The 26,684-nt window shown below is 72.4% G+C and carries 1 protein-coding gene; it reads right to left on the bottom strand.

What is annotated here, in order from left to right; all coding sequences use genetic code 11:
- Window positions 1–72 precede the first annotated feature (72 nt).
- The gene (locus tag ACFVH2_RS21470) at window positions 73–26,481 is read right to left on the bottom strand and encodes a non-ribosomal peptide synthase/polyketide synthase (RefSeq protein WP_378426210.1); all 26,409 of its coding nucleotides are present in this window, start codon (window positions 26,479–26,481) and stop codon (window positions 73–75) included.
- Window positions 26,482–26,684 lie beyond the last annotated feature (203 nt).

Genomic DNA, 26,684 nt, shown 5'->3' with positions numbered 1-26,684 from the left:
CCCGGGCTCGGTGGGCCCCGGGAGTGAGGGTGCCGGTCGAACCACGAACGTCGCGGTTCGACCGGCCCGACACTACCTGTCGAACAGGTCGCGGAGCACAGGTCCGAGGACCGCCAGCGACTCCGGAGCGAGCATCGACCAGTGCGTCACCGGGACCGGCACGTGCCGGACCGCACCGGTGAAACTTCCCTCCCACGACCGGGCAGCGATCGTGTCGTCGGCGCGGTCCGCGGCCGCGGTGAGCAGCAGCAGGTCGCCCGCGACGGTCCGGGGGACGTACTCGCGCATCATTCGCGCCGAGTCCGTCGCCGCGGCAATCATCCTCCGCAGCCAGTCCTCGTCCACGGCGGCCAGCGGACCCCCGGTCTCGCGCAGGACCGCGAGGACGTCGTCGACACCCGCGGTCGCCGCGTCGATCTCCGTCGACTCGGTGACGCCGAAGCCGCCGAGGATCTCCGCGACGGACACGTCGCCGCCGTCGAGCTGGTCCGCGGAGTCGCCGGCGAAGCTGTCGAGCATCACCAACTGTTCGACCCGCTCCCCCGCGGCCTGCAGTTGGCCGGCCATCGCGTGCGCAACCACACCACCGAGCGACCACCCGAGCAGTCGGTACGGCCCCTCCGGCTGCACGGAACGGATCTCCGCGATGTAGCGGGCCGCGATCTCCTCGATCGACCCGGGCAGCTCGCCGCCGGAGGCGACCGGCGACTGCAGTCCGTACACCGGTGCGTCGACCACACCCGCCAGCGCCGAGTATGCCCACGACAGCCCCAGCACCGGATGCACCGCGAACACCGGGGCCCCGGCACCGGTCGTGCGGATCGGCAGCAGCACCGAGAACATGTCCGTATCGGACGTGTCACCGTCGATCGCGGCTGCGATCCCCGCCGGTGTCGGATCCAGGAACACCGCCCGCAACGGCACGCGCACCCCGAGCACCTCGGTGAGTCGGGCCATCACCCGCGTCGCCGTCAGCGAATTGCCACCCAGGTCGAAGAACGACGCGTCCACCGACACCCGCTCGAGGCCCAGGACCTCCGCGAGCACCCCGGCCACGACTGCCTCGGTCTCCGTCGACGGCTCCCGGTACTCGCCCGCGTCGGCGAACTCCGGAATCGGCAACTGCTTGCGGTCCAGCTTGCCGGACGCGTTCAGCGGGAACTCCTCGAGCACCACGACCGCGTCCGGGACCATGTAGGCCGGCAGCGACTGCGACACGAATTCGCGGAGCTCGGCCGGGTCGACCCGTACACCGTCCTCGCCGATCACGTAGGCGACGAGTTGGTCGCCGGTGCGTTCGTCCTGGACCACCAGCACAGCCACCTGCCGGACTTCCGGATGCGCCAGCACCGCCGACTCGATCTCCTCGAGCTCGATCCGCTGACCACGCAGCTTCACCTGGAAGTCGGTGCGTCCGATGTACTCGAGCACCCCGTCCGGGCGGCGACGCACCAGGTCACCCGTGCGGTACATCCGGTCGCCGTCGGCACCGAACGGGTTCGCCACGAACCGGTCCGAGGAGATCCCGGGCCGGGTCAGGTAGCCGCGCGCCAACTGCGGGCCGGCCAGGTACAGCTCACCGGCGACCCCGGGCGGCGTCGGCCGCAACCCGGCATCGAGGACGTGCACCTGCACGTTCCACTGCGGCAGGCCGATCGGTGTGGTGACGGTGTCCTCGGGACGGGTTTCCCAGTTCGTCACCGAGACCGCAGCCTCGGTCGGGCCGTACATGTTGTGCAGCCCGGCGCCGGTGAGGTCACGCCATCGCGCCGCGGTCTCCGGCGGCAGCGCCTCGCCGATCACGAACGCCCGGCGCAGGGTGCGCAGGGATGCGGTGTCCGCGACCGCGACGAACACGCCGAGCGGAGACGGCACGAAGGTCGCCGTGGTGACGCCGTGCTCGGCGATCACCTCCGCCAGGTAGGAGGGGTCCTTGTGGCCGTCCGGCTTCGCGATCACCAGGCGCGCGCCGTTCTGCAGGCCCCAGAAGAACTCCCAGACCGACACGTCGAAGGTCATCGCGATCTGCTGAAGCACCACGTCGTCGGCGCCGAGGCGGTACTCCGACTGCTTCCACACCAGCTGGTTCACGATCGCCCGGTGGGTGAGCACGACGCCCTTCGGCTTGCCGGTGGACCCGGACGTGAACATCACGTACGCGGCGTTGTCGAGTCGCAGCGGCGCCGACCGGTCCGCGTCGGTGACCGGTGCGGGGTCGTACCCGGAGGTGTCGAGGCGGTCGATCTCGAGCACCTCGAACCGCGGGTCCACCTCGAACCGGTCCTGCGACGTGGTCAGCACGCACACCGGTGCCGCCGTGTCGAGCACGTAGTTCGTGCGGTCCGCCGGATGGTCCGGGTCGATCGGCACGTAGGCGCCGCCGGCCTTGACGATGGCGTACATGCCGATCATCAGCTCCAGCGAGCGTCGGATGCCCAGGCCGACCATCGACTCGGGACCGACGCCGATCCCGATCAGGTGCCGCGCCAGCCGGTTGGCCCGCGCGTCGAACTGCGCGTACGTCAGCTCCTCACCCTCGAACACCAGCGCCACCGCGTCCGGGGTTCGTCGCACCTGCGCGTCGAACAGATCGGCCAGGGTGGCCGCAGGCACCTCGTGGTCGGTGGCGTTGAGCTCACCCAGCTGGGCGAGTTCGGACGCCGACAGCACCTCGAGCTGGGCAACCGTGCTGTCCGGGGCGTCGACCAGACGGTCGAGCACCCGGTCGAGCCGGTCGACGACGGCCTCGATCTCGCTGCGCGAGAACACGTCCGGCAGGTACTTGGCCTGGATCTCCAGGCGCTCGCCCTGCTCGATGTACAGCGACAGCGGGAACGTGTTGGCGTCGACGCCCCGCACCCCGAGCAGCCGCATGCCGTCGATGTCGCCGTCGCCGGCGTCCGCGGAGACGGCGTCCACCGGGTACGACTCGAACACCGTGATGGTGTCGAAGACCGCCCCCGCACCCGCGCTCCGCTGAATGTCCGGCAGTCCGACGAAGTGGTGGTCGAGAAGGTCGGACTGTTCGAGCTGGATCCGGGTCAGCAACGCGCGCAACGACTCCCCGCGGTCCGGGCGTACCCGCACCGGCAGGGTGTTGATGAACATGCCGACCATCGACTCGACGCCCTCGAGCGCGGCGGGCCGGCCCGACACGGTGGCGCCGAAGACCACGTCGTCCCGACCGACGAGCCGGGAGAGGACCAGGCCCCACGCCGTCTGGACGACCGTGTTGACGGTGACGCCGAGCTCACGGGCCAGCTCCTCGAGCCGGGCGTTGCGCCCGGCGTCGAGGTCGAGGGTGAGCGTGTCGGGCATCGCCGACTGCTCGCGACCCCGGTCCTGTGGCGCCAGCAGTGTCGGATCCTCGGCGCCGGCCAGCGACCGGGCCCACGCCCCCGCCGACTGCTCGGCGTCGCGTTCGGACAGCCACTGCAGGTAGCCCCGGAACGACCGCACCGGCGGGAACGCGGAGGCGTCGCCGCGCGTCGCGTACAGCGCGATCAGATCCCGGAAGATCAGCGGCATCGACCAGCCGTCCACCAGGATGTGGTGGGTGGTCACGACGAGGTCGTAGCGGTCGGTCTCCGTCCGGATCAGGGTCACCCGGACGAGCGGCGGCGACGCCAGGTCGAACCTGCCGTACCGGTCCTCGTCGAGGAGCACGTCCCGGCGTGCCTGCGCGTCGTCGGAGCCGGTCAGGTCGACCGTCCGGAACGCGACGGTCGCCGCGTCGACGATCACCTGCAGCGGGGTGCCCAGCTCGTCGGCGACGAACGCGGCCCGCAGGTTCGGGTACCTGTCCACGAGTGCCTGCGCGGCGACGCGCATCCGCTCCGCGTCGACGACGCCGCCGAGTCCGACCACCACCTGCGCGGTGTACACGTCCAGCGAGGTCGACGACTCGGCCAGCGACGCATGGAAGTACATGCCCTGCTGCAGCGGCGTCAGCGACCACACGTCCACCATCGACGGATAGCGTCGCTCGAGCCGCTCGATCTCGGCCTGCGACACTCGCACCAGCGGCAGGTCCGACGGGGTGAACTGCGGTGTCCGGCCTTCCGTGAGCGCCCACCGGGCGATCGCGTCGGCGGCCTGGCGCCACAGCTGCGTGAACCGGGTGACCTCGGCCTCCGAGAGCAGTCCGGTCGGGTACGCGAAGCTCGCGGTCAGCTCGTCGCCCCGGACCTCGGCGTTGATGTCGACCGCCGCGGCCGCGGGCAGGTCGGGATCCGGAGTGCCCTGCACCGACAGCTCGCCGGCGGGTGCGGGCAGCCAGCCGACCGGCTCACCGGCGACGGCGTCCCCGCCGCCCATCCTGCCGAGGTAGTTGAAGCCGATCTGCGGCAACGCGTGCCCGGCCAGTTCCGGCCCGGTCCGCGGGTTCAGGTACCGCAGCAGGCCGTAGCCGAGACCCTTGTCGGGCACCGTCAGCAGCTGTTCCTTGACCGCCTTGACGGCCCGGCCGGCGTCGGTGCCGCCGGCGAGGGCGGTGTCGAGGTCGATTCCGGCCAGGTCCAGCCGCAGCGGGAACATGCTGGTGAACCAGCCCACCGTCCGCGACAGGTCCGCGCCCGGCACCAGGTCCTCCTCGCGGCCGTGCCCCTCGAGCTTGACGAGAGTGCCGGTCGCGGTGACGCCACGCTCGCGTCGCCAGGCCGACGTGGCCAGGGCGAGCACGGCGAGCAGACCGTCGTTCGTGCTGCCGCGCACCGCCGCAGGCACCGCGGTCAGCAGTGCGTCGGTGGTGTCGGCCGACAGGGTCACCGAGACCTGGGCGATGTCCGCGAACAGGTCCCGGGTCTGGTCCAGCGGACGGTCGGTGAGCAGCGGGTCGTCCGCCGCGACGACACCACGCCAGTAGTCGAGCTCGGCCTCGCGTTCGGGACTGGCCGCCTCGTCGGCGAGGGCGTGCGCCCAGCGCCGCATCGACGTGCCGACCGGGGCCAGCTCGGGTGCTGTCCCCTGCGAGACGGACTGCCAGGCCGCCAGCAGGTCCCCGACGAGGATCCGCCAGGAGACGCCGTCGACGACGAGGTGGTGCACCACCAGCAGCAGGCGGCCGGTGGCGACCACTCCCGGCGCCGGGTCGAACCACACGACCCGGGCGACCGGCCCGGTGGTCAGGTCCAGCGCACCTGCCGCGGCCTCGAGAGCCGGGGCCGCGAGCGCGTCGAACCCGGGTGTGCCGGGCAACGCGGAGCCGTGGAACTCGACCCGCGCGACCAGAGCGTCGACGTCGGTCGTGGCGGCGACCCGGAGCACCCGCTCGTCGCCCGCCCCGGAGATCGAGGCGCGCAGCATGTCGTGCCGCTCGAACACGGCGGACAGCGTCGCGACCAGTCCGGCACGGTCGATGCCGTCGGGCAGTGCCAGGTAGGCCGGCATCAGCAGGCGGTTGTGGCCGCCGGGCCGCTCGACCATCCACCGCATGATCGGGGTGAGCGGCAGGTCGCCGACGCCGCCGCCGGGCAGCTCCTCGAGCACCGCGGCACCGGAGTCGTCCAGTGGCGTGACGACCTCGGCGAGCGCCCGAACGGTCTTGTGCTCGAACACGTCCCGGGTCCGCAGGTGCAGACCGGCCGCCTTGGCGCGGGCCACCAGCTGAATCGAGACGATGGAGTCGCCGCCCAGTTCGAAGAACGAGTCGGTGACGCCGACCCGCGGTACGCCCAGGACCTCCGCGAACAGTTGCGCCAGTCGCTCCTCGTCCGGGGTCGCCGGCGCGAGGTACGACTCGACCGACGTGGAGAAGTCCGGCTCCGGCAACGCCTTCCGGTCCACCTTGCCGTTGACGGTGAGCGGGATCGCGTCCACGACGACGATCGCCGACGGCACCATGTGAGACGGCAGGGACTGCGCGACGTGGGCCGACAGCTCGGCCGTGTCCACGGCGCGACCCGGCACGGGCACCACGTACGCGACCAGGACGGTCGCGCCCGACGGGCCCGTCCGGCCCAGCGTCACCGCGAAGTCCACCGACCCGTGCGAGGTGAGCGCGGCGTCGATCTCGCCGAGCTCGACGCGGAAGCCGCGGATCTTGATCTGGAAGTCGCTGCGACCCACGTACTCGATCTCGAGCCCGTTCGGACCGGTGAGATCCCCCGTCGCTTCGCTCGCCCTGACCCAGCGCACCACGTCACCGGTCCGGTACATGCGCGCGCCCGGTGCACCGTGGCCATTCCCCGTCGCTTCGCTCGCCGCAAAGGGGTTGGCCACGAAGCGGTCCGCGGTCAGCGCGGGCCGGTCGTGGTAGCCGCGCGCCATCTGCACGCCCGACAGGTACAGCTCACCCGCGACGCCGACGGGGACCGGCCGCAGGCTGGCGTCGAGGACCAGCGCGGACATGTTGCGGATCGGGCCGCCGATGGTGAGCCGGTCACCGGGGGTCAGCGCGTCGCTGATCGCCGCCATGATGATCGTCTCGGTCGGTCCGTAGCCGTTGTGGAAACTGCGGCCCGGCGCCCAGACACCGACCAGGTTGTCCGGCACCGCCTCGCCACCGGCGACCAGATGCTGCAGGCAGTCCAGGCCCTCCGGAGAGACGGACGCCAGCGCGCCCGGCGTGATGAACGCGTGGGTGGCGCCACCCGCCGAGATCACCTCGGCCAGCTCCGCGCCGCCGTACACGCCCGGCGGCACGATGACGGTGCCCGCGCCGGCGCACAGCGCCAGCAGCAGTTCCAGGATCGACGCGTCGAAGCTCGGCGACGAGAAGTGCAGGGCACGCGAATCCGCGGTCACCGAGTAGCGCTCGCGCTGTTCGGCCGCGAAGTTCGCCAGTCCCTCGTGCGAGACCACGACACCCTTCGGCAGCCCCGTCGAGCCGGACGTGTAGATCATGTACGCGGCGTTCGAGATCGACACCGGTGCAACACGATCCGCATCGCCGATCGGATCTGCCGACCCGGCGCTCCACTGCGCCGCGACGGCGGGGTCGTCGAGGACGATCCAGTCGATCCCGGCCGGCAGGCCGGCCGCGTGCGCGGCGTCGGTGACGCCGACGAGCGCACCCGAGTCGGTGACCATGTGCGCGATACGGTCGGCCGGGTAGGCGGGGTCCATCGGCACGAACGCGGCACCGGTCTTGGCGATCGCCCACAGCGCGAGCTGCGACTGCATCGACCGCGGCAGCGCCAGCGCGACGAAGGTCTCAGGTCCGACACCACGCTCGATCAGCAGGCGCGCCAACGCATTCGACCGATCGTCGAGCTCGCCGTACGACATGGTCAGGTCGCCGAGGATCAGCGCGACGGCGTCCCGGTCGGCGGCCGCCCCGGCCATCAACTCGGGCAGCGTGCGGGCCGGTTCCGGCACCACCGGACCGAACACCGGTGCGAGGGCTGCGCGTTCGACGGCGTCCGTGACCTGGACGGCCCCGACCGCGATCTGCGGGTCGGTGGCCATCGTGGTCAGGACCCGCTCGAACCGCTCCGACAGCACCCGCACCGCGTCCGCGTCCACCAGCCCGGGAGCGTGGATGTACTTCAGCCGCAGGGTCTTTCCGAGTCCGGCGGTGAGGGTCACCGGGTAGTGCGCGGCGTCGACGCCGCCGAATCCGGTCACCCGCATCCCGGCGATGTCCGTCTCCGCGGTCGCGCCGGCCATGTCGACCGGGAACGACTCGAACACCGCGAGGGTGTCGAACATCGCGGACTCCCCCGCGACGCGCTGGATGTCGGCCAGGCCCACGTACTGGTGGTCGAGCAGGTCGGACTGCTCGCCCTGCACCCGGGTCAGCAGCTGCGCCACCGACTCGGCCGGGTTCAGGTGCACCCGAACCGGAACCGTGTTGATGAACAGGCCGATCATCGACTCGACACCCGCCAGCTCCGGCGGGCGTCCGGAGACGGTGGCACCGAAGACCGCGTCCTCGCGCCCGGTCAGCGCGCCGAGCAGGATCGCCCAGGCCGCCTGGACCACCGTGTTCGGGGTGACTCCGAGCTCGCGGGACCGCGCGACCAGGCGCGTGGTCAGTTCCTCGGACAGCTCGGTGTGGAACTGGCCTGCCGCGGAATCCTGCCGGCGACCGCGGTCACCGGAGACCAGCAGTGTCGATCCCTCGACGCCGGCCAGCGAGTCCACCCACGCCTGCCGGGACCGCTGCAGGTCCCGGCCGCCCAGCCAGGACAGGAAGTCTCGGTAGGACCGGGTGGCCGGGAGCACCGACCCGTCCCCGTCCGTCGCGTACAGCACCAGCAGCTCCTTCAGGAGCAGCGGCGTGGACCACCCGTCGAGCACGATGTGGTGGTTGGTCAGCACCAGCTCCCAGGCCCCGTCGCCGAGGTCGAGCAGCGTGAACCGCAGCAGCGGCGGTGCGGCCAGGTCGAACTTGGCCGCCGCGTCGGCGGCGACCGCCTCCTGCCGCCGGGCCTCGCGCGCCTGCGGATCGAGGTCGGACAGGTCGACGACGGTCATCGGCAGCGCGGCGTCACCGAGCACGACCTGCACGACCGCGCCGGTGTCGTCGGCGACGAACGCGGTGCGGAAACCGGGGTGGCGGTCGATCAGGGCCTGCCCGGCACGGCGCATCCGCGCGGCGTCCACGACGCCGCCCAGGTACACCGACATCTGGGCGCCGTACACGTCGACGGCATCCTCGGCGAGTGCGGCGTGGAAGAACATGCCGTGCTGCAGCGGCGAGAGCGACCAGACGTCCTCGAGGTCCGGGAACCGGGCCTCGAGCGACTCGATCTGGCCCTGGGTGAGCGCCACCAACGACAGGTCCGACGGCGTCCGGCCACCCGCGCCCGGCGCGGACGCGTGGCGGGCGATCGCGTCGAGCGCGTCGCGCCACAGCTCCGCCAGCTCGGCGACCTCCGCGGCGGTGAGCACACCGGTCGGGAAATCGAAGGCGGCGGAAAGGGTTTCGACGCCGTCGACGTTGGAGACCACCGCGTTGACGTCGAGTGCGGACACGGCCATGTCCGCGTCCAATCCGGAGCCGAGCTCGCCGCCGTCACCGGCCGGTACCCAGCCGGCGGCGCGCATCTCCGCGGTGATCTCGAACGTGCCGGTGCGGCCGAGGTAGTTGAACCCGATCTGCGGACCCGTGAACCCGGCGAGTTCCGACGCGGTCTCGGCGTTCAGGTAGCGCAACATGCCGAAGCCGATGCCCTTGTCCGGCACCGCCAGCAGCTGCTCCTTGACCGCCTTGACGGCCCGGCCCGCCGCCGGGCCGCCCGCGAAGGCGTCCGCGACGTCGATCCCGGTCAGGTCCAGCCGGACCGGGAACAGCGAGGTGAACCAGCCGACGGTGCGGGACAGGTCGGCGCCCGGCACCGCGTCCTCCTCGCGGCCGTGCCCCTCCAACGCCAGCAGCGTGGTCGGTTCGGACTGGACGCCGCGCTGCCCGCGCCAGCGGGTCACGGCGAGCGCCAGCGCCGCCAGCAGACCGTCGTTGACGCCGCCGCCGAAGGCCCGGGGCACCGCGGTGAGCAGGCCCTCGGTGGTCGCGGCCGACACCGCGACCCGCACCCGGTCGGCGGTGCCGACCACGTCCACGGCCGGGTCCACGGCCCGCACGCCGAGCAGCGGATCTGCGCCGCCCAGCACCTCGCGCCAGTAGCCGAGTTCCGCGGTACGCCGCTCCGACGCCGCGGCCTCGACGACGCCGTGCGCCCAGCGGCGCAGCGACGTGCCCGGGGCCACGAGCTCCGGCTCGGCCTGCCCGGACACCAGCTGCCCCCAGGCGGAGGCGAAGTCCGGCACCAGGATTCGCCAGGACACGCCGTCCACAGCGAGGTGGTGCACGAGGATCAGCAGGCGCCCGTTCGCACCCGCCTGTCCGCCGGCGGGGTCGAACCAGACGAACTGGGCCACCACGCCCGCGGCCGGGTCGAGCCGGTCGGCCGCGGCGTCGAACTCGCCGCGGACCAGCGCCGCGAAGGCGTCGCTGCCGGGGGCGTCGGTGAACTCGACCCGCCGGAGCAGCGCGGAGGCGGGCACCGAGCCCGGCTCCGCGATCACCAGCGCCGCGTCGGTGCCCGACCCGGTCCAGCGCAGGCGCAACGCGTCGTGCCGGTCGAGCACGGTCTGGATGGTCGCGTCGAGCGTGTCCCGGTCGATGCCGGGCGGCAGCGAGAGGAAGTTCGACTGCGAGAAGCGGTCGTGACCGCCACCCTGCTCGGCCATGTGCCGCATGATCGGGGTGAGCGGCAGGTCGCCGACGCCGCCGCCGGGCAGCTCCTCGAGCACCGCCACCGGCTCCTCGGAGACCGCGGTCGCGGCGAGCGCGATCCCGGCGATCGTCTTGTGCTCGAACACCTGCCGCGCCGTCAGCGCCAGGCCCGCGGACTTCGCCCGCGAGACCAGCTGGATCGACATGATGCTGTCGCCGCCGAGCGCGAAGAACGACTCGTTGACCGAGACCCGGTCCATGCCGAGCACCTCGGCGAACAGCGCGGCCAGCGTCTCCTCGGTGGGGGTGCGCGGGGCCACGTACTCGACCTCGCCGGCACTGACCTCCGGCGCGGGCAACGCCCGGCGGTCGAGCTTGCCGTTCACCGTCAGCGGCAGCTCGTCGAGCACGACGACGGCGTCGGGAACCATGTACGCCGGCAGTGCCTGCCCGGCAGCCGCCGTCAGCGCCGCCACGTCCACCGTGGCGCCAGCCGCGGGCACGACGTAGCCAGCCAGTCGCTGGCCGCGATCGGTGTCGAGCGCCAGCACCACGGCCTGGGCGACCGCGGCATCGGCCAGCAGCACCGACTCGATCTCGCCGAGCTCGATCCGCAGCCCACGCACCTTGACCTGGAAGTCGGTGCGGCCGAGATACTCCAGCTGCCCGGTGTTACTCCAGCGGGCCAGGTCGCCGGTGCGGTACATCACCGAGCCGGCGGGGCCGTACGGGTTCGCGACGAATCGTTCCGCGGTCAGGTCCGCGCGGCCGTGGTAGCCACGCGCCAGCTGGCGTCCGGCCAGGTACAGCTCGCCGGGCGCGCCGCCGACCACCGGGTGCAGGCGCGCGTCGAGGACGTAGGCCTGGGTGTTCCACAGCGGGGTGCCGATCGGCACGGTCCCCGACTCGGTGCCGTCGGTGCGGAACACCGTCGAGACGACGGTGACCTCGGTGGGGCCGTACTGGTTGTCGAGCACCGCATCCGAGACGGCGTGCGTGCGCGCCGAGAGCTCGGGTGCGAGGGCCTCGCCGCCGACCGACAGCATCCGGACCGAGTCGGGCAGACCGACCCCGCCCTCGCCGACGAGCAGCGCCAGCATCGAGGGCACGAAGTCGAGTGCGGTCACGCCCCAGCGCCGGATGATCCCGGCCAGGTACTCGGGGTCGCGGTGCCCGTCCGGGCGGGCGATGACGAGCCTGGCCCCGGACAGGTACGGCAGGTACAGCTCCCAGACGGAGGCGTCGAAGACGACCGGGGTCTTGTGCAGGCCCACGTCGTCCGCGCCGAACTCGTACTCGGCCTGCATCCAGAGCAGGAAGTTCACCACCGAGCGGTGCTCGATCGCGACACCCTTCGGGGTGCCGGTCGAACCCGAGGTGAAGATCAGGTACGCGGCGTTGCGGGAGTGCAACGGCGCCAGCCGGTCCGCGTCGGTGACCGGTGCGGGGCTGTGGTCGTCGACGTCGACGGCGTCGACCGCGACGATCGGCAGCCCCGACGGCAGCCTCGCCGCGTCGGCGGAGGTGGTCACCGCGCACACCGGTTCGGCGAGCGCGCACACCGCCGCCAGCCGGTCGGCCGGCTGCTCCGGATCGACGGGCACGTAGGCGCCGCCGGCCTTGAGCACCGCGTACATCCCGACGAGCAGCTCCAGCGACCGCCGGGCCGCCAGCACCACCCTCGACTCCGGCCCGACCCCGAGCGAGATCAGGTGCCGGGCCAGCCGGTTCGCCCGGGCGTCGAACTCGGCGAAGGTGAGGGTCCGCTCCTCGAACGTGAAGGCGGGGGCGTCCGGGGTGCGCGCGGCCGCCGCATCGAGCAGCGCCGTGAGCGTGGTCTCGGGCACCGGTGCCTCGGTCCGGTTGCGCTCGTGCAGCGCCCGCGCGGACTCGGCGGGGTCGAGCAGGTCCAGGTCACCGACGACGCTGCCCGTGTCGGTGGTCACCGCCTCCAGGATCCGGACGTACATGTGGGCCATCGACTCGACGGTCGCGCGGTCGAAGAGGTCGGTAACGTAGCCGAACACACCGGCGTAGCCGTCCGGCTCGCCCGTCGCGCCGACGCGCGGCGAGAGGGCCAGCTCGAGATCGTCCTTCGCGGTACCCAGATCCGAGCCGAGCGCCTCGACGGTCAAGCCGGGCAGCGCGATCGACGGGGTCGCGGTGTTCTCGAAACCGAAGGACACCTGGACCAGCGGCGCGTAGGCGGTCGAGCGCGGCGGGTTGAGCACCTCGACGAGCCGCTCGAACGGCAGGTCGGCGTGCGTGAACGCCTGCAGGTCCGCCTCCCGGACCGTCGCCATCACCTGCTCGAAGGTGTCGCCGGAATCGACCGCGGTCCGCAGCACCAGGGTGTTGACGAACATGCCGACGAGCCCGTCGAGGGCCTCCTCGCCGCGACCGGCGACCGCGGTGCCGACCGCGATGTCCGTCGCACCGGTCAGTCGCTGCAGCAGCACCGCGAACGCGGCGTGCAGCACCATGAACGGCGTCGCACCGGCCGCGCGGGCCATCGACTCGACCCGGGTGGCCAGTTCGGCGGGCACCTCGAAGCCGACCTTGCCGCCGGCACTGCTGAGCGCCGGGCGGGCCCGGTCGAGCGGCAGTTCCAGCAGGTCCGGCAGCCCGGACAGGGTGCTGCGCCAGTGGTCCACCTGACGGGAGATCGCCGAGGAGGGGTCGGATTCCGAGCCGAGCACGTCGCGCTGCCAGAGCGCGAAGTCCGCGTACTGCACCTCGAGCGGCGTCCACTCCGGGGCCTCCCCGGTGACACTGCGGCTCAGGTAGGCGGTCATCACGTCGCGCGCCAACGGCGCCGTGGACGCGCCGTCCGCGCTGATGTGATGCATGACCACCAGCAGGACGTGCCGATCGGCCGCGAGCTCGAAGAGCGTCGCCCGCACCGGCACCGCCGTGGTCACGTCGAAGCCCCGGGTGCCGAGGTCGAGGACCCGCGCCGGCAGTTCGTCCTCGGTGACCGTGACCCGGTCGAGGGCGACGCCGGCTGCGGCGAGGGAGAGGATCTCCTGGTAGGGGCGACCGTTCTGGTCGGCCGGGTAGCGGGTGCGCAGCGCCTCGTGCCGCTCGACGACGTCTCGCAGCGCGTCCTCCATCGCCGCGACGTCGACGGCCCCGGTCAGCCGGACGCCGAGCGGGATGTTGTAGGCGGCCGACGAGGTGTCGAACTGGTTGAGGAACCACATCCGCTGCTGTGCCAGCGACAGCGGAATCCGTTCCGGGCGCGGCTGCGCGAGCAGCGCGGGACGGCCGTCGCCGCCCGTGAGGGTGCCCGCCCGGGCGGCGAGTCCGGCGACGGTCGGCGCGTCGAACAGTTCCCGGACCCCGAGTCGGACGCCGAGTGCGGCGCCGACCCGGGCGACGACCCGGGTCGCCACGAGCGAGTTGCCGCCGACGTCGAAGAAGTTGTCGACGGCCGAGACCCGCTCGAGCCCGAGGACGTCGGCGAAGATGCCGGCGACGACCTCCTCGGTCAGGTTGCGCGGGGCGACGAACTCGCCGGAGTGCTCGAAGTCCGGTTCCGGCAGGGCCTTACGGTCGAACTTGCCATTCGAGGTCAGCGGGATCTCGTCGAGTTCCACGTACACGGAGGGCACCATGTGCGCGGGCAACACCGCGCCGACGTGCTCGGACAGGACCACCTGGTCGAGCTCCCGGCCTTCGACGGGTACCACGTAGGCGACGATGACGGTGGCACCGGACGCCCGGGTGTGGGCGATCGTCGCGGCGAAGCCCACCGAGGTGTGGGTCTCGAGCGCGGCGTCGATCTCGCCGAGCTCGACCCGCAGTCCTCGGACCTTGACCTGGAAGTCGGTGCGGCCGGCGAACTCGAGCTCGCCGCCGCGGGTCCACCGGACCAAGTCGCCGGTGCGGTACATCCGGCTGCCGTCGGTACCGACCGGATTGGCCACGAAGCGTTCCGCGGTGGTGCCGAATCGGCGGTGATACCCCCGGGTGACGCCGGGTCCGGCGACGTACAGCTCGCCCCACACGCCGACCGGGACGGGCCGCAGCCGGGAGTCGAGGACGAGGGCGGTGACGCCCTGGAAGGGTGCACCGATCGTGACGTCCTGGCCGGCGACCAGAGCGTCGGTGACGGTGAGCACGACAGTGGTCTCGGTGGGACCGTACGCGTTGCGGAAGTTGCGGCCCGGCGCCCAGCGTTCGGTCAGTTCCGTCGTGCAGACGTCTCCGCCGACACCGATGGAGCGCACGGTGCCGAGACCCGCGGGGTCGACGGTCATCAGCGCGGCCGGGGTCATCACGAGGTCGGTGACGCGCTCGGCGCGGAGCAGGTCGGCAAGTTCCTCGCCGCCGAAGATGTCGGCCGGGGCCACGACGACGGTGGCGCCGATCGAGAACGCGGTCATCATCTCGGCCAGGGACGCGTCGAAGTTCGGCGCGGCCACGTGCAGGAAGCGGGAGTCGGGGGTGACCCCGAACGCGTCCCGCAGGTGCGCGGCGACGATGCTCAGGCCACGGTGCGGGACGAGCACACCCTTCGGCTTGCCGGTCGAGCCGGAGGTGTAGATGACGTACGCGGTGTGATCCACGTGCGCGGCGCCACCCAGTTCCTCGGCCGTGAGGGCTCCCGGGGCACGGCCGGCGATCCGGCCCGCCGTCGACGGATCGTCGAGCACCACGGCCGCGGTTCCGGCCGGCAGCCGGTCGAGATGATCGCCGACGGTAATCGAGACGACCGCATCGGAGTCGACCAGCATGTCCTCGATGCGGTCGAGCGGGTAACGCGGATCCACCGGCATGTACGCGGCACCGGTCTTGGTCACGGCCCAGATCGCCAGCACTGATTCGATCGAACGCCGAAGCACGAACGCGACAACGGTTTCCGGTGCCGCGCCGCGCTCGAGCAGTTCCCGGGCGAGCTGGTTCGAGCGCTCGTCGAGTTCACGGTAGGTCCACGCGGTGGTGCCGTCGGTGAGTGCGATCTTCTCGGGCGTCCGATCGACCGCGACGGTGAGCAGGTCGCCGAGGGTGCGCGGCGACTCGGCCACCTCGGATCCGGTGTACAGCGCGGCCCGCTCCTCGGGCGCGAGTACGTCGATCTCGCCGACCGGTGTCGACGGATCGGCGACCATCGCCTCGAGGACCCGCACGAACCGTTCGGTGACGGAGCGGGCGGTGGTCTCGCCGAACAGGTCGGTGGCGTAGTCGAGCATCGCGGTCATCCCCGCCGCACCTGCGTCCCCGGCCCGCTCGCCGTCGAGCTCCTCGCGCAGGCTCAGCTGCAGGTCGCACTTGGCGACGGTCAGCGTGGACTCGAGCACGGACACCTCGAGGTCCGGCAACTCCAGCACCGCGCGCTCGTTGTTCGCCAGCGACAGGCCCACCTGGAACAGCGGCTGATGGGACGTCGACCGCGGCAGGTCCAGCAGGTCGACCATCCGCTCGAACGGCAGGTCCGCGTGCCCGAACGCCGCGACGTCCGCCGACCGGACCTCGCGCACCAGGTCGGCGACCGTGGCCTCGTGGTCGATCTGCGTGCGCAGCACGAGGGTGTTGACGAACATGCCGATCAGGTCGTCGAGCGCCCGCTCGCCGCGACCCGCGACCGGGGTGCCGATGGCGAAGTCGGACTGACCGCTCAACCGTTCGAGGGTGATCGCGAACGCGGCGTGCACGACCATGAACAGGCTCGCGTCGTGCTCGCGCGCGAACTCGCGCAGCCTGCGGTGCAGGTCGGGCGCGACGGCGAAGTGGATCGACTCGCCGCGGAACGACTGCGCCGGCGGACGCACGTGGTCCGTCGGCAGGTCGAGGAGCTCCGGCAGGCCGGCCAGGGTCTCGCGCCAGTACTCGATCTGCTGCGACACCGGTGATTCCGGATCGGACTCGTCACCGAGCAGCTCGCGCTGCCAGATGCTGAAGTCCGCGTACTGCACGTCGAGCGGTGCCCACTGCGGGGCGGACCCGGCCGAACGCGCCACGTAGGCGGTGATGAGGTCGCGTGCCATCGGCGCGACCGACGCCCCGTCGGACGAGATGTGATGCGTGCACAGCAGCAGCACGTGCTCGTCGTCCGAGAGTGCGAACATCCGCACCCGCCAGGGGATTTCGTTCGTCACGTCGAACCCGAGGGAGGCGAACGCGGTCAGCTCGGCCATCAGGTCGTCCTCGGTGACCGCCACGACGGCGACGTCGAGATCCACCGCGCCGGCGTCGAGGATCACCTGGTGCGGACCGTTCTCGCTGTCCGGGAACACCGTGCGCAACGACTCGTGCCGGGCGAGCAGGTCGTCGAGCGCGGCCCGCATGGCCTGCTGATCGAGCGTGCCCCGCAAGCGGATTGCGCGCGGGATGTTGTAGACCGCGGACGTGGTGTCGAACTGGTTCAGGAACCACATTCGCTGCTGCGCGAACGACAGCGGGATCTGCGCCGGGCGCGGACGCGGCTCGAGCGCGGGCCGCGGCGCGGCCAGGTCCTGCTCGTCGATGCGAGCCGACAGGCCCGCGACCGTCGGGGCCTCGAAGAGGTCCCGCAACGAGATCGCGCGGCCGGTGGCCGCATTGATGCGGGCGACCGCCTTCGTGGCGACCAGCGAGTCGCCGCCGATCGCGAAGAACCCGTCCGTCGCGGACACCCGGGGCAGCGAGAGCAGCTCGGCGTACACCTGCGCCACGGCCTCTTCGGTACCCGGCGCGGGTGCGCGGTACTCCTCGACGGCCGAACCGAAGTCGGGATCCGGCAGGGCCCGGCGGTCGAGCTTGCCGTTGACCGTCAGCGGCAGCTCGTCGAGCACCACGGCGGCGGCGGGGACCATGTAGTCGGGCAGCGCCGCGGCCGCGATGTCGAGGACGGCCTGCGGATCCAGCTCCGCCCCGTCCCCTTCCGGTGACACCGTCGCCGGCACCGCGTAGGCGACGAGCCGATCGACACCCTGCTCGGTGGTCTTCATCAGCACCGCGCACTGGCGCACCCGAGCGTCGGCGACGATGACGCCCTCGATCTCACCGAGTTCGATGCGGATACCGCGGAGCTTGACCTGGAAGTCGCTGCGACCGACGTACTCGAGGTCGCCGTCCGCGCGCCGGACGACGAGGTCGCCGGTGCGGTACAGGCGTGCGCCCGGCGTCCCGTGCGGGTCCGCGACGAAGCGGTCCGCCGTCAGGTCGGGTCGACCGACGTAGCCGCGGGCCACCTGGGCGCCGCCGAGATAGAGCTCACCCGTGACACCGACCGGGACCTGGCGCAACGCCGAATCCAGTACGTGCGCGGTCACGTTGCGCTGCGGCACACCGATCGACACCCGGTCGGCGAGCGTGTCCGCGGGCACCGCCGCGTGCCGGGTGGAGGTGACCGTCGACTCGGTCGGGCCGTACTCGTTGTGCACCTCCGCGGCGCAGACGGCCGCGAAGTCGGCCAGCAGCCGCGGCGGGAGCGACTCGCCGCCGCAGAACACCATCCGCAGGCTGTCGCACTCGCCGGGTTCGAGTACCGACACGAACACCTCGAGCATCGACGGCACGAAGTGCAGCGCGGTGACGTCGTGCTCGGCGACCGTGCGGGCCAGGTAACGCGGGTCGCGGTGCCCGTCCGGCGTCGCGATCACCAGGCGTGCCCCGTGGGTCAGCGGCCACCAGAACTCGCGGACCGAGGCGTCGAACGTGAACGGCGTCTTCTGCACGAGAGTGTCGGCGGCGGTGAGCCGGTACGTCTCCTGCCGCCAGCCGAGCATGTTCACCACCGACCGGTGGCTCACCGCGACGCCCTTGGGCAGACCCGTGGAACCGGACGTGAAGATCACGTACGCGGGGTGCTCGGGCAGCAGCGGCGCGGCCCGATCGGCGTCGGCGATCGGGCCGGCGTCCAGGCCGGACAGGTCCAGGTCCTCGATCGCGAGCACCCGCACCGAGTCGGGGGCCGCGACCCCGGCCCCGGCGGTGAGCACGAGGCCCAGGCCGGCGGCGGTGACGACGTGCTCGATGCGGTCCGCCGGCGCGTCGGCGTCGACCGGGACGTAGGCCGCACCGGTCTTCGCGATCGCGTACATGCCGACCATCAGGTCGACCGACCGTCGAATCGCCAAGCCCACCAACGATTCCGGTCCCGCGCCTTCGGCGATGAGACGGCGCGCGAGCCGGTTGACCCGGGCGTCGAACTCGGCGTAGGTCAGGGTCTCGTCGACCCCGATCAGCGCGGCGGCGTCGGGGGTGCGTGCGACCTGCGCGTCGAACAGATCCACCAGGGTGCCGGTCGCCGGCGTCCCCGCGGTGTCGTTCCACGCGGCCAGCGCCTCCCGCTCGGCCGCGGTGGTCATCCTCAGGGCGCCCATCGGGGTGTCCGGGCGCGCGACCATCTCCCGCAACACCCGCAGCACCCGGTCCAGGTGCGTCGCGACGGTTGCCTCGTCGAACGCCTCCCGCTGGTACTTGGCCGCGAAGTGCAGACGGTCGTCGGCCGCGGCCGCGATCGAGAGCGGGAAGTGGCTCGCCGCAGCGGTTTTCACGCCGAGCAGACGAACTCCGGCGATGTCGACGTCGCCGCCGACGCCGGCGGTGTCCACCGGGTACGACTCGTACAGCAGGGCGGTGTCGAACACCGCGCCGTCGCCGGCGGCCTTGACGATGTCCGCGAGGCCGAGGAAGTGGTGGTCGAGGAGTGCGGCCTGCTCCGACTGGACCCGACCGAGCAGCGCACGCGCCGACTCGGCGGGGTCGAGGCGCACCGCGACCGGGATGGTGTTGATGAACAGACCGATCATCGACTCGACGCCGGACAGCGCCGGCGGGCGACCCGAGACGGTGGCACCGAACACGACGGTGTCCTGCCCGCTGAGCAGGCCGAGCACCGACGCCCACGCGGTCTGCACCAGGGTGTTGAGGGTGATGCCGAGGTCGGCGGCGAGCGCCTCGGCGGCCACCGTCTCCTCCACCGTCAACGCGCGCTCGACCACGCCGGGCACCGACTCGTGCTTGGTGCCGCGGGCCTGTGGCGCCAGCAGCGTCGGTCCGTCGACGTCCGCGAGCGCCTCTCGCCACGTCTGCAGCGACGCCGCGCGGTCCTGCTGCGCGAGCCACTCCAGGTTGTCGCGGTAGGACCGCGGCCGCGGCAGGGCGCTGTCGTCGCCGTCGGTCGCGTACAGCACCATCAGCTCGCGCAGCGCCATCGGTGTCGACCAGCCGTCGATGATCACGTGGTGGTTGGTGAACACCAACTCCCACCGGTCGGCGGCGAGCCGGATCAGCGTCACCCGGATCAGCGGCGCCGCCGCCATGTCGAAGCCTGCCGCCCGGTCCTCGTCGAGGATCCGCTGCCGCTCGGCCGTGGTCGCGGCGTCGTCGAGGTCGGCGAGATCGACCGTGGCGATCGGGATCTCGGCGTGCCGCATCACCAGCTGGAGTGCGCCCGCGGTCTCGTCGATCACGTACGCGGCGCGCAGATTCGGGTACCGGGCGATCAGGCGGTCCGCGGCGCGGCGCAGTCGACCGGCGTCCAGGTCGCCCGCGAGATCCATCGTGAACTGCGACGTGTACACGTCGACGTCGTCGCGGGAACCGCCGGCCAGCAGGGCGTGGAACAGCATGCCGTGCTGCAGCGGCGACAGCGACCACACGTCCTCGAGGTCCGGATAGCGGGCCTCGAGCGAATCGATCTGTCCCTGGTCGAGCTCCACGAGCGGCAGGTCCGACGGGGTCAGCCCGCCGGAGCTCGCGGTGGCGTGCGCGGCGATCGCGGTCAGCGCCCGCTGCCAGAGCGCTGCCAGTTCCGAGACCTCCGCCTCGGTCAGTACGCCGGTCGCGTAGGTCAACGTCATCGACAGCCCGCCGCCGGCGAGCACCGACGCACCGATGTCGAGCGCGGACGCCAGGGCCATCCCGGGGTCGACCGCACCACCGAGGTTGCCGCCGTCGGTGACCGGGATCCAGCCGAGCGCGCGAACCTCGTCCGAGACCTCGTCGGTGCCGAACCGGCCGAGGTAGTTGAACGTGATCTGGGGCTCGGCACCCGCCGCGAGGCCCTGCGCGGTCTCCGCGTTGAGGTGGCGCAACTGGCCGTAGCCGATGCCGTGGTCGGGCGCGGCCAGCACCTGCTCCTTGACTGCCTTGACCGCCCGGCCCGCGGCCGGCCCGGCGGCGAGTGCCTCGTCGAGGTCAACGCCGGCGAGGTCGAGCCGCACCGGGTAGACGCTGGTGAACCAGCCGACGGTGCGGCTCAGGTCGGCGCCGGGCACGACCTGCTCCTCGCGGCCGTGACCCTCGAGCCGGATCAGCGTGGACGGCGCGTCCACGCCGCGGCCGCGGCGCCACGCGGAGACGGCGATCGCCAACGCGGCGAGCAGGCCGTCCTGGGCGCCGCCGCGGAACTTCTCGGGCACCGCGGTCAGCAGGGACTCCGTGACCTCGGCGGGAAGGGCGACCCGCACCGACGCGGTGGTGGCCGCGGTGTCGACGGCCGGATCGAGCCGACGGGAGCCGAGCGGGCGCTCCGGCTCGCCGGTGACCGCCGTCCAGTGGTCGAGTTCGGCCAGCCGCAGCGGGGTGGCGGCCTGCTCGACCATCGCGTGCGCCCAGCGGCGGGCGGACGTCACCGCGGGCCCAGCGACCGGCTCGGTGCCGCTCTCGAGAGCGGCCCAGGTCGCGGCGAACGCGGGCACCAGCAGGCGCCACGAGACGCCGTCGACGGCGAGGTGGTGCACGACGATGAGCAGACGCCCGTTGACGGCACCGAGTGTCGGTGCCGGGTCGAACCACACCACCTGCACCAGCACCCCGTCCTCGGGGGCGAGCCGGTCCGCGGCCGCGTCCAGGCCTGCGGCGGCCAGCGCCTCGAATCCCGCAGTGCCGGGGCGGTTCTCGGCGTCGAACTCGACGCGGGTCACGAGCGGATCGGCCGCCACCGCGCCGGGAGCCGCGACGACGAGCACGGTGTCGTCGGCCCCCGCGCCGGGCACCAGGCGGGCGCGCAGCATGTCGTGTTGTTCCAGCACGGCCGCGAGGGTGTCGACGAGGCGTTCGCGTCGCGCACCCAGCGGCGCGGTGAGCAGCACGGCCTGCGAGAACCGCGACCCCGCGCCGCGTTCGTGGGTCCAGCGGGCCACCGGCAGCAGCGGCATCTCCCCCACGCCGCCACCCGGCAGCTCGTCGAGGACCGTCGGCCCCTCCACCTCGGAGGCCAGCGTCGCGACCTGCGCCAGTGCTGCGACGGTCTTGCGGTCGAAGATGTCGCGGGCCTTGATCAGCACGCCCGCGGCCTTCGCCCGGGAGACCAACTGGATCGAGACGATGCTGTCGCCGCCGAGCGCGAAGAACGACTCGTCCACCGACACCCGGTCGAGGCCGAGCACCTCGGCGTAGAGGCCGGCGAGGATCCGCTCGAGCTCGGTGGAGGGCGCGGTGTACCGGCCGGCCGCCGAGCCGAAGTCCGGCTCCGGCAACGCCTTCCGGTCCAGCTTGCCACCGACGGTAAGCGGTACCTCGTCCAGCACCACGATCGCCGACGGCACCATGTGCGCCGGCAACGACTGCGCGACGAAGTCGGTCAGCGCCTCGGCGTCGAGGCCCGCACCCATCACGTAGGCCACCAGCACGGTGGCGCCCGACGGGCCGGTGCGCCCCGTGGTCGTCGCGAACTCGACGGCCGGGTGCGCGGAGAGCGCGGCGTCGATCTCGCCGAGCTCGATGCGGAAACCGCGGACCTTGACCTGGAAGTCGCTGCGGCCGACGTACTCGATCTGCAGGTCGGACAGGTCACCGGCGGCGGAGCGGTCCACCCAGCGCACCACGTCACCGGTGCGGTACATCCGAGCGCCCGGACCGCCGTACGGGTCGGCGACGAAGCGCTCGGCGGTCAGGCCCGCCCGGGCGTGGTAGCCGCGGGCCAGCTGGACGCCGGAGACGTAGAGTTCGCCGGCCACCCCGACCGGCACCGGACGCAGCCGGGTGTCGAGGATCAGCGCGTCCACACCGCGGGTGGGGCCGCCGATGGTGATCGCCGCACCCGCGGCGATCGCGTCACTGCCGACAACCATGATGGTGGCCTCGGTGGGCCCGTACGCGTTGAACAGCCGCACCCGGTCGCCCCAGCGGGCCACCAGGTCGGTCGTCATCGCCTCGCCGCCGAGCACCAGCACCCGCAGCGAGTCGACCCCCGCGGTGGGCAGGGCCGCCGCCGCGGACGGCGTCATGAAGGCATGGGTCACCCCCGCGGCGGAGATGACCTCTGCCAGCTCGGGGCCGCTGTACACGGCGGGCGGCGCGATCACGAACGCCGCGCCCGCGCTCAGCGCCATCAGCAGCTCGAGGATCGAGGCGTCGAAGCTCGGCGAGGTGACGTGCAGCATCCGGGAGTCGGCGCGCACGTCGTAACGCTCGCGCATGTCCTCGACGAGGTTGGTCAGGCCGCGGTGCGCGACCACGACGCCCTTGGGCAGTCCGGTGGAACCGGAGGTGTAGATGACGTAGGCCGCCTGATCCGGGTGGGTCGGGGCGAGCCGGTCGACGTCGGCCACCGGCGCGGAAGACGCGGCGGCCCAATCGGACTCGTCCAGGTTCAGCCAGTCGCAGGCGGGCAGCGAAGCGGCGTGCTCGGCCAGGGTCAGGCCGAGCACCACGCCGGAGTCGGTCATCATGTGCTCGAGCCGGTCGAACGGGTAGGCCGGATCCATCGGCAGGAAGGCCGCACCGGTCTTGACGATCGCCCACAGCCCGATCTGGGACTCGACGGACCGCGGCGCCGCCAGCGCGACGAACGACTCCGGGCCGACGCCGCGGCCGATCAGCACCCGCGCGAGCGCGTTGGACCGGTCGTCGAGTTCACCGTAGGTGAGCTGCTCGTCGCCGAGGACCAGCGCGATCGCGTCCCGGTCGGCCGCGGCGCGGGCCAGCAGGTCCGGCAGGCACAGCGGCGCCAGCGCGGGCGCGCCGGCGACGGGCACCAGCGCGGCCCGCTCGGCGGCCGCGACGATCTCGATGTCGCCGACGGCGAGGTCGGGGTCGGCGACCAGCGCGGCCAGCAGGCCGACGAACCGATCGGCCAGGTCCCGGATCGACTGCGCATCGAAAAGATCCGTGGCGTAGACGAATTCGCCCCGGATTCCCTCGCCGGGCCGCTGGGTCAGGCCGAGCTGGAGGTCGAACTTGGCGAAGGTGACGCCGCTGTCGACGGGACTCACCGTCAGCCCCGGCAGCTCGACCGCGGCGGGCTGCGACTCGTCCAGGGTCAGCACCACCTGGAAGATCGGCGTGTGCGCGGTCGAGCGTTCCGGCGCGAGGATCTCGACGAGCCGCTCGAACGGCACGTCCCCGTGCACCAGCGCGGCGATGTCGGATTCCCTGGTCGCGGAGACGATCTCGGCGAACGAGGCGGCCGGGTCGATCGCCGTGCGCAGGGCCAGGGTGTTGACGAACATGCCGACGAGGTCGTCGAGCGCCCGTTCGCCGCGGCCCGCGGTCGGGGTTCCGATCACGACGTCGTCGGTGCCGGACATCTTGGCCAGCAGCACCGCGAACGCGGCGTGCAGGGTCGTGAAGAGGGTGGCCTCGCCGCGCTGCGCGAGCGCCCGCAACGCGGCGTCCAGGTCGGCGCCGACGGTGAACGAGACCCGGTCGCCGCGCATCGACGCGACGGCGGGGCGCGGGCGGTCGGTGGGCAGGGTGAGCAGCTCCGGGATGCCGTCGAGTTCCCGGGTCCAGTAGTCCACCTGCCGCGAGATCAGCGACTCCGGATCGTCCTCGCTGCCGAGCAGCTCCCGCTGCCAGATCGCGAAGTCCGCGTACTGCACCTCGAGCGGCTGCCAGGCCGGGCCCTGGCCCTGCGCCCAGCCGGTGTAGGCGAGCACGACGTCCCGGGCGAGGGGTGCCATCGAGGCGCCGTCGGAGGCGATGTGGTGCACCAGGAACAGCAGCACGTGCTCGCCGCCGTCGACCTCGAAGAGGGTCGGGCGGACCGGAATCTCGGCGGTGACGTCGAAGCCACCCGAGGCCAGCTCCGCGATCCGGGCGATCAGGTCGCCCTCCCCGTCGACGCGGATCGGCGACAGGTCCAGGTCGAGGTCCTCGGCCGCCAGCACCACCTGGTGCGGGCCGTGGCCGTCGTCGGGGAACACCGTCCGCAGCGACTCGTGCCGGGCCAGCACACTGCGCACCGAGGCCGCCAGCGCCGCGACGTCGAGGTCGCCGACCAGCCTGATCGCGAGGGGGACGTTGTACGCCGCGGACGTGGTGTCGAACTGGTTGAGGAACCACATCCGGGACTGCGCCAGCGACAGCGGAACGCGGTCCGGTCGCGGCGCGGCGGTGAGCGCCGGACGCCGCGGACCGCTGGCCGCGCTCGACTGCGCGGCGGCGGCGACCCCCGCCACCGTCGGCCCGTCGAAGACGTCCCGCAGCGTGACGTCCGAACCCAGCGCCGCGTTCACCCGCGCCAGCACCCGGGTGGCGGAGAGCGAGTTGCCGCCGATCTCGAAGAACGAGTCGTCGGCCCCGACCCGGTCGAGTCCGAGAATCTCCTCGAACACCGCCGCGACCACTTCCTCGGCGTGGGTCGCCGGCTCGCGGTACTCCCGAGTGTTCACACCGAATTCCGGCTTCGGCAGCGCCTTGCGGTCGAGCTTGCCGTGCGCGGACAGCGGCAGGGCGTCGAGGACCATGATCGTCGCGGGCACCATGTACTCGGGCAGCACGGCCGCCGCCGTCTCGCGGACGGCAGCAGGGTCGCAGTCCGCACCGTCGGCCGGCACCACGTACGCCACGATCCGGTCGAAGCCGGTGGCGTCGGTGTCCACCGCGGCCGCCGCGCCCCGGACCGCCGGGTCCCGCAGCAGCGTGGCCTCGATCTCGCCGAGCTCGATCCGGAAACCGCGCACCTTCACCTGGAAGTCCGTGCGGCCGAGGTACTCGAGGTCGCCGTCGGCACGGCGGCGCACCTCGTCGCCGGTGCGGTACATCGGCGCACCGGACGGGTCGAACGGGTTGGCCACGAACCGGGCCGCGGTGAGGTCGGTGCGACCGACGTAGCCGCGGGCCACCTGCGGTCCGGCGAGGTACAGCTCGCCGGCGATGCCGATCGGGACCTCGCGCAACCGTCGATCGAGCACGTGGGCGGACAGCCCCTCGTACGGGGTGCCGATCGGCACCCGGGCCGCCGCCTCGTCCTCGACAGTGGTGGCGTGCCGGGTGCCCGAGACGGTGAACTCGGTGGGGCCGTACTCGTTGTTCACCCGGGCGGACAGCGCCGCGTGCAGCTGGGCCAGCAGGTGCGGGGACAGTTCCTCGCCGCCGCTGAAGATCTCCCGCAGGCTGGCGCACTCGCCCGGGCGCAGCGAGCTGACGAACAGCTCGAGCATCGACGGCACGAAGTGCATGACGGTGATGCCGTGGCGGTCGATCGCCTCGGCGAGGTAGCGGGGATCGCGGTGCCCGTCGTGGGACGCGATGACCAGGCGTGCGCCGGTGGCCAGCGGCCACCACAGCTCGCGCACCGCGGCGTCGAACGTGACCGGCGTCTTCTGCAGCACGCGGTCGTCCACGGTCAGCGCGTACAGCCCCTGCCTGCGGTCGACCAGCCCGACGACGTTCGAGTGCGGAACAGCGACACCCTTGGGTCGCCCGGTCGAACCGGAGGTGAAGATGACGTACACCGGGTTCTCCGGGTGCAGCGGGCTCAACCGGTCCGCGTCGGTCACCGAATCCGCCGAGTACGCGGTGGTGTCGACCTCGTCGACCGCGACGACGACGGTGCCCGCGGGGAACGCCATGGCATCCGAGGTCGAGGTGAGCACGCACACCGCGCGTGCGTCCGACAGCACGTCCGCGATCCGCTCGGCCGGGTGCTCCGGGTCGAGCGGGACGTAGGCGCCACCGGCCTTGACGACGGCGTACATCGCCACCATCATCTCCAGCGACCGGCGGAAGCCGAGACCCACCATCGACTCGGGGCCGACGCCCCGCTCGATCAGCAGCCGCGCGAGACGGTTGACGCGCTGGTCGAATTCCGCGTAGGTCCAGGATTCCCCGTCACCCTCGAGGGCCACCGCATCCGGGGTGCGCGCGACCTGCGCCTCGAACACGTCCACGAGCGTCCGCGGGGCAGACTCCTCCCCCACTGCCTCGGCCGGGGCAAGCGTGGCGGCGTCCTGGCCGATCCGGTCCAGGACGGCACCGATCCCGCCCTCCGCCGCGACGATCGTGGGAACCAGCCCGGTCAACACGACCGATACGATCGCGTCCGCGTCCATGCCCCGCTCGGCGAGGGGTCCCGCGAGCAACTGCAGCCGGTCGTCGAGCTCTCGGTACGTCACCGACAGTCCGTCCACGGACACCACGATCGTGTCCGGACGGTCCGCGGCGAGGCTTGAGATCGATCGAGTCAGATCCGCAGCAGACAACAGGTCCTCCAAAGCTCGCGAGCAAGTTCTATTCGTTTACGTATCGTCGGTTGCACGAAGTGCGATGACGGACCGCACGACTAGGCGTCGCGGGGGGGGGGTAACCAATGCGCCCCCCGCGGGGGGAAAAAAAAGGGGCAATACCCCCAGCCCGCCCCGGGGGTGAGCGGCCCCCCGCCCCTCCCCTCGGGGGGGGCGCCCCC

Origin of the sequence: Rhodococcus sp. NPDC127527 (assembly GCF_042672245.1) — a bacterium.
Classification (GTDB): Bacteria; Actinomycetota; Actinomycetes; order Mycobacteriales; family Mycobacteriaceae; genus Rhodococcus_G.
Note: the sequence above shows the minus strand (reverse complement) of the source record. Positions and strands in the feature narration are given on the sequence as shown.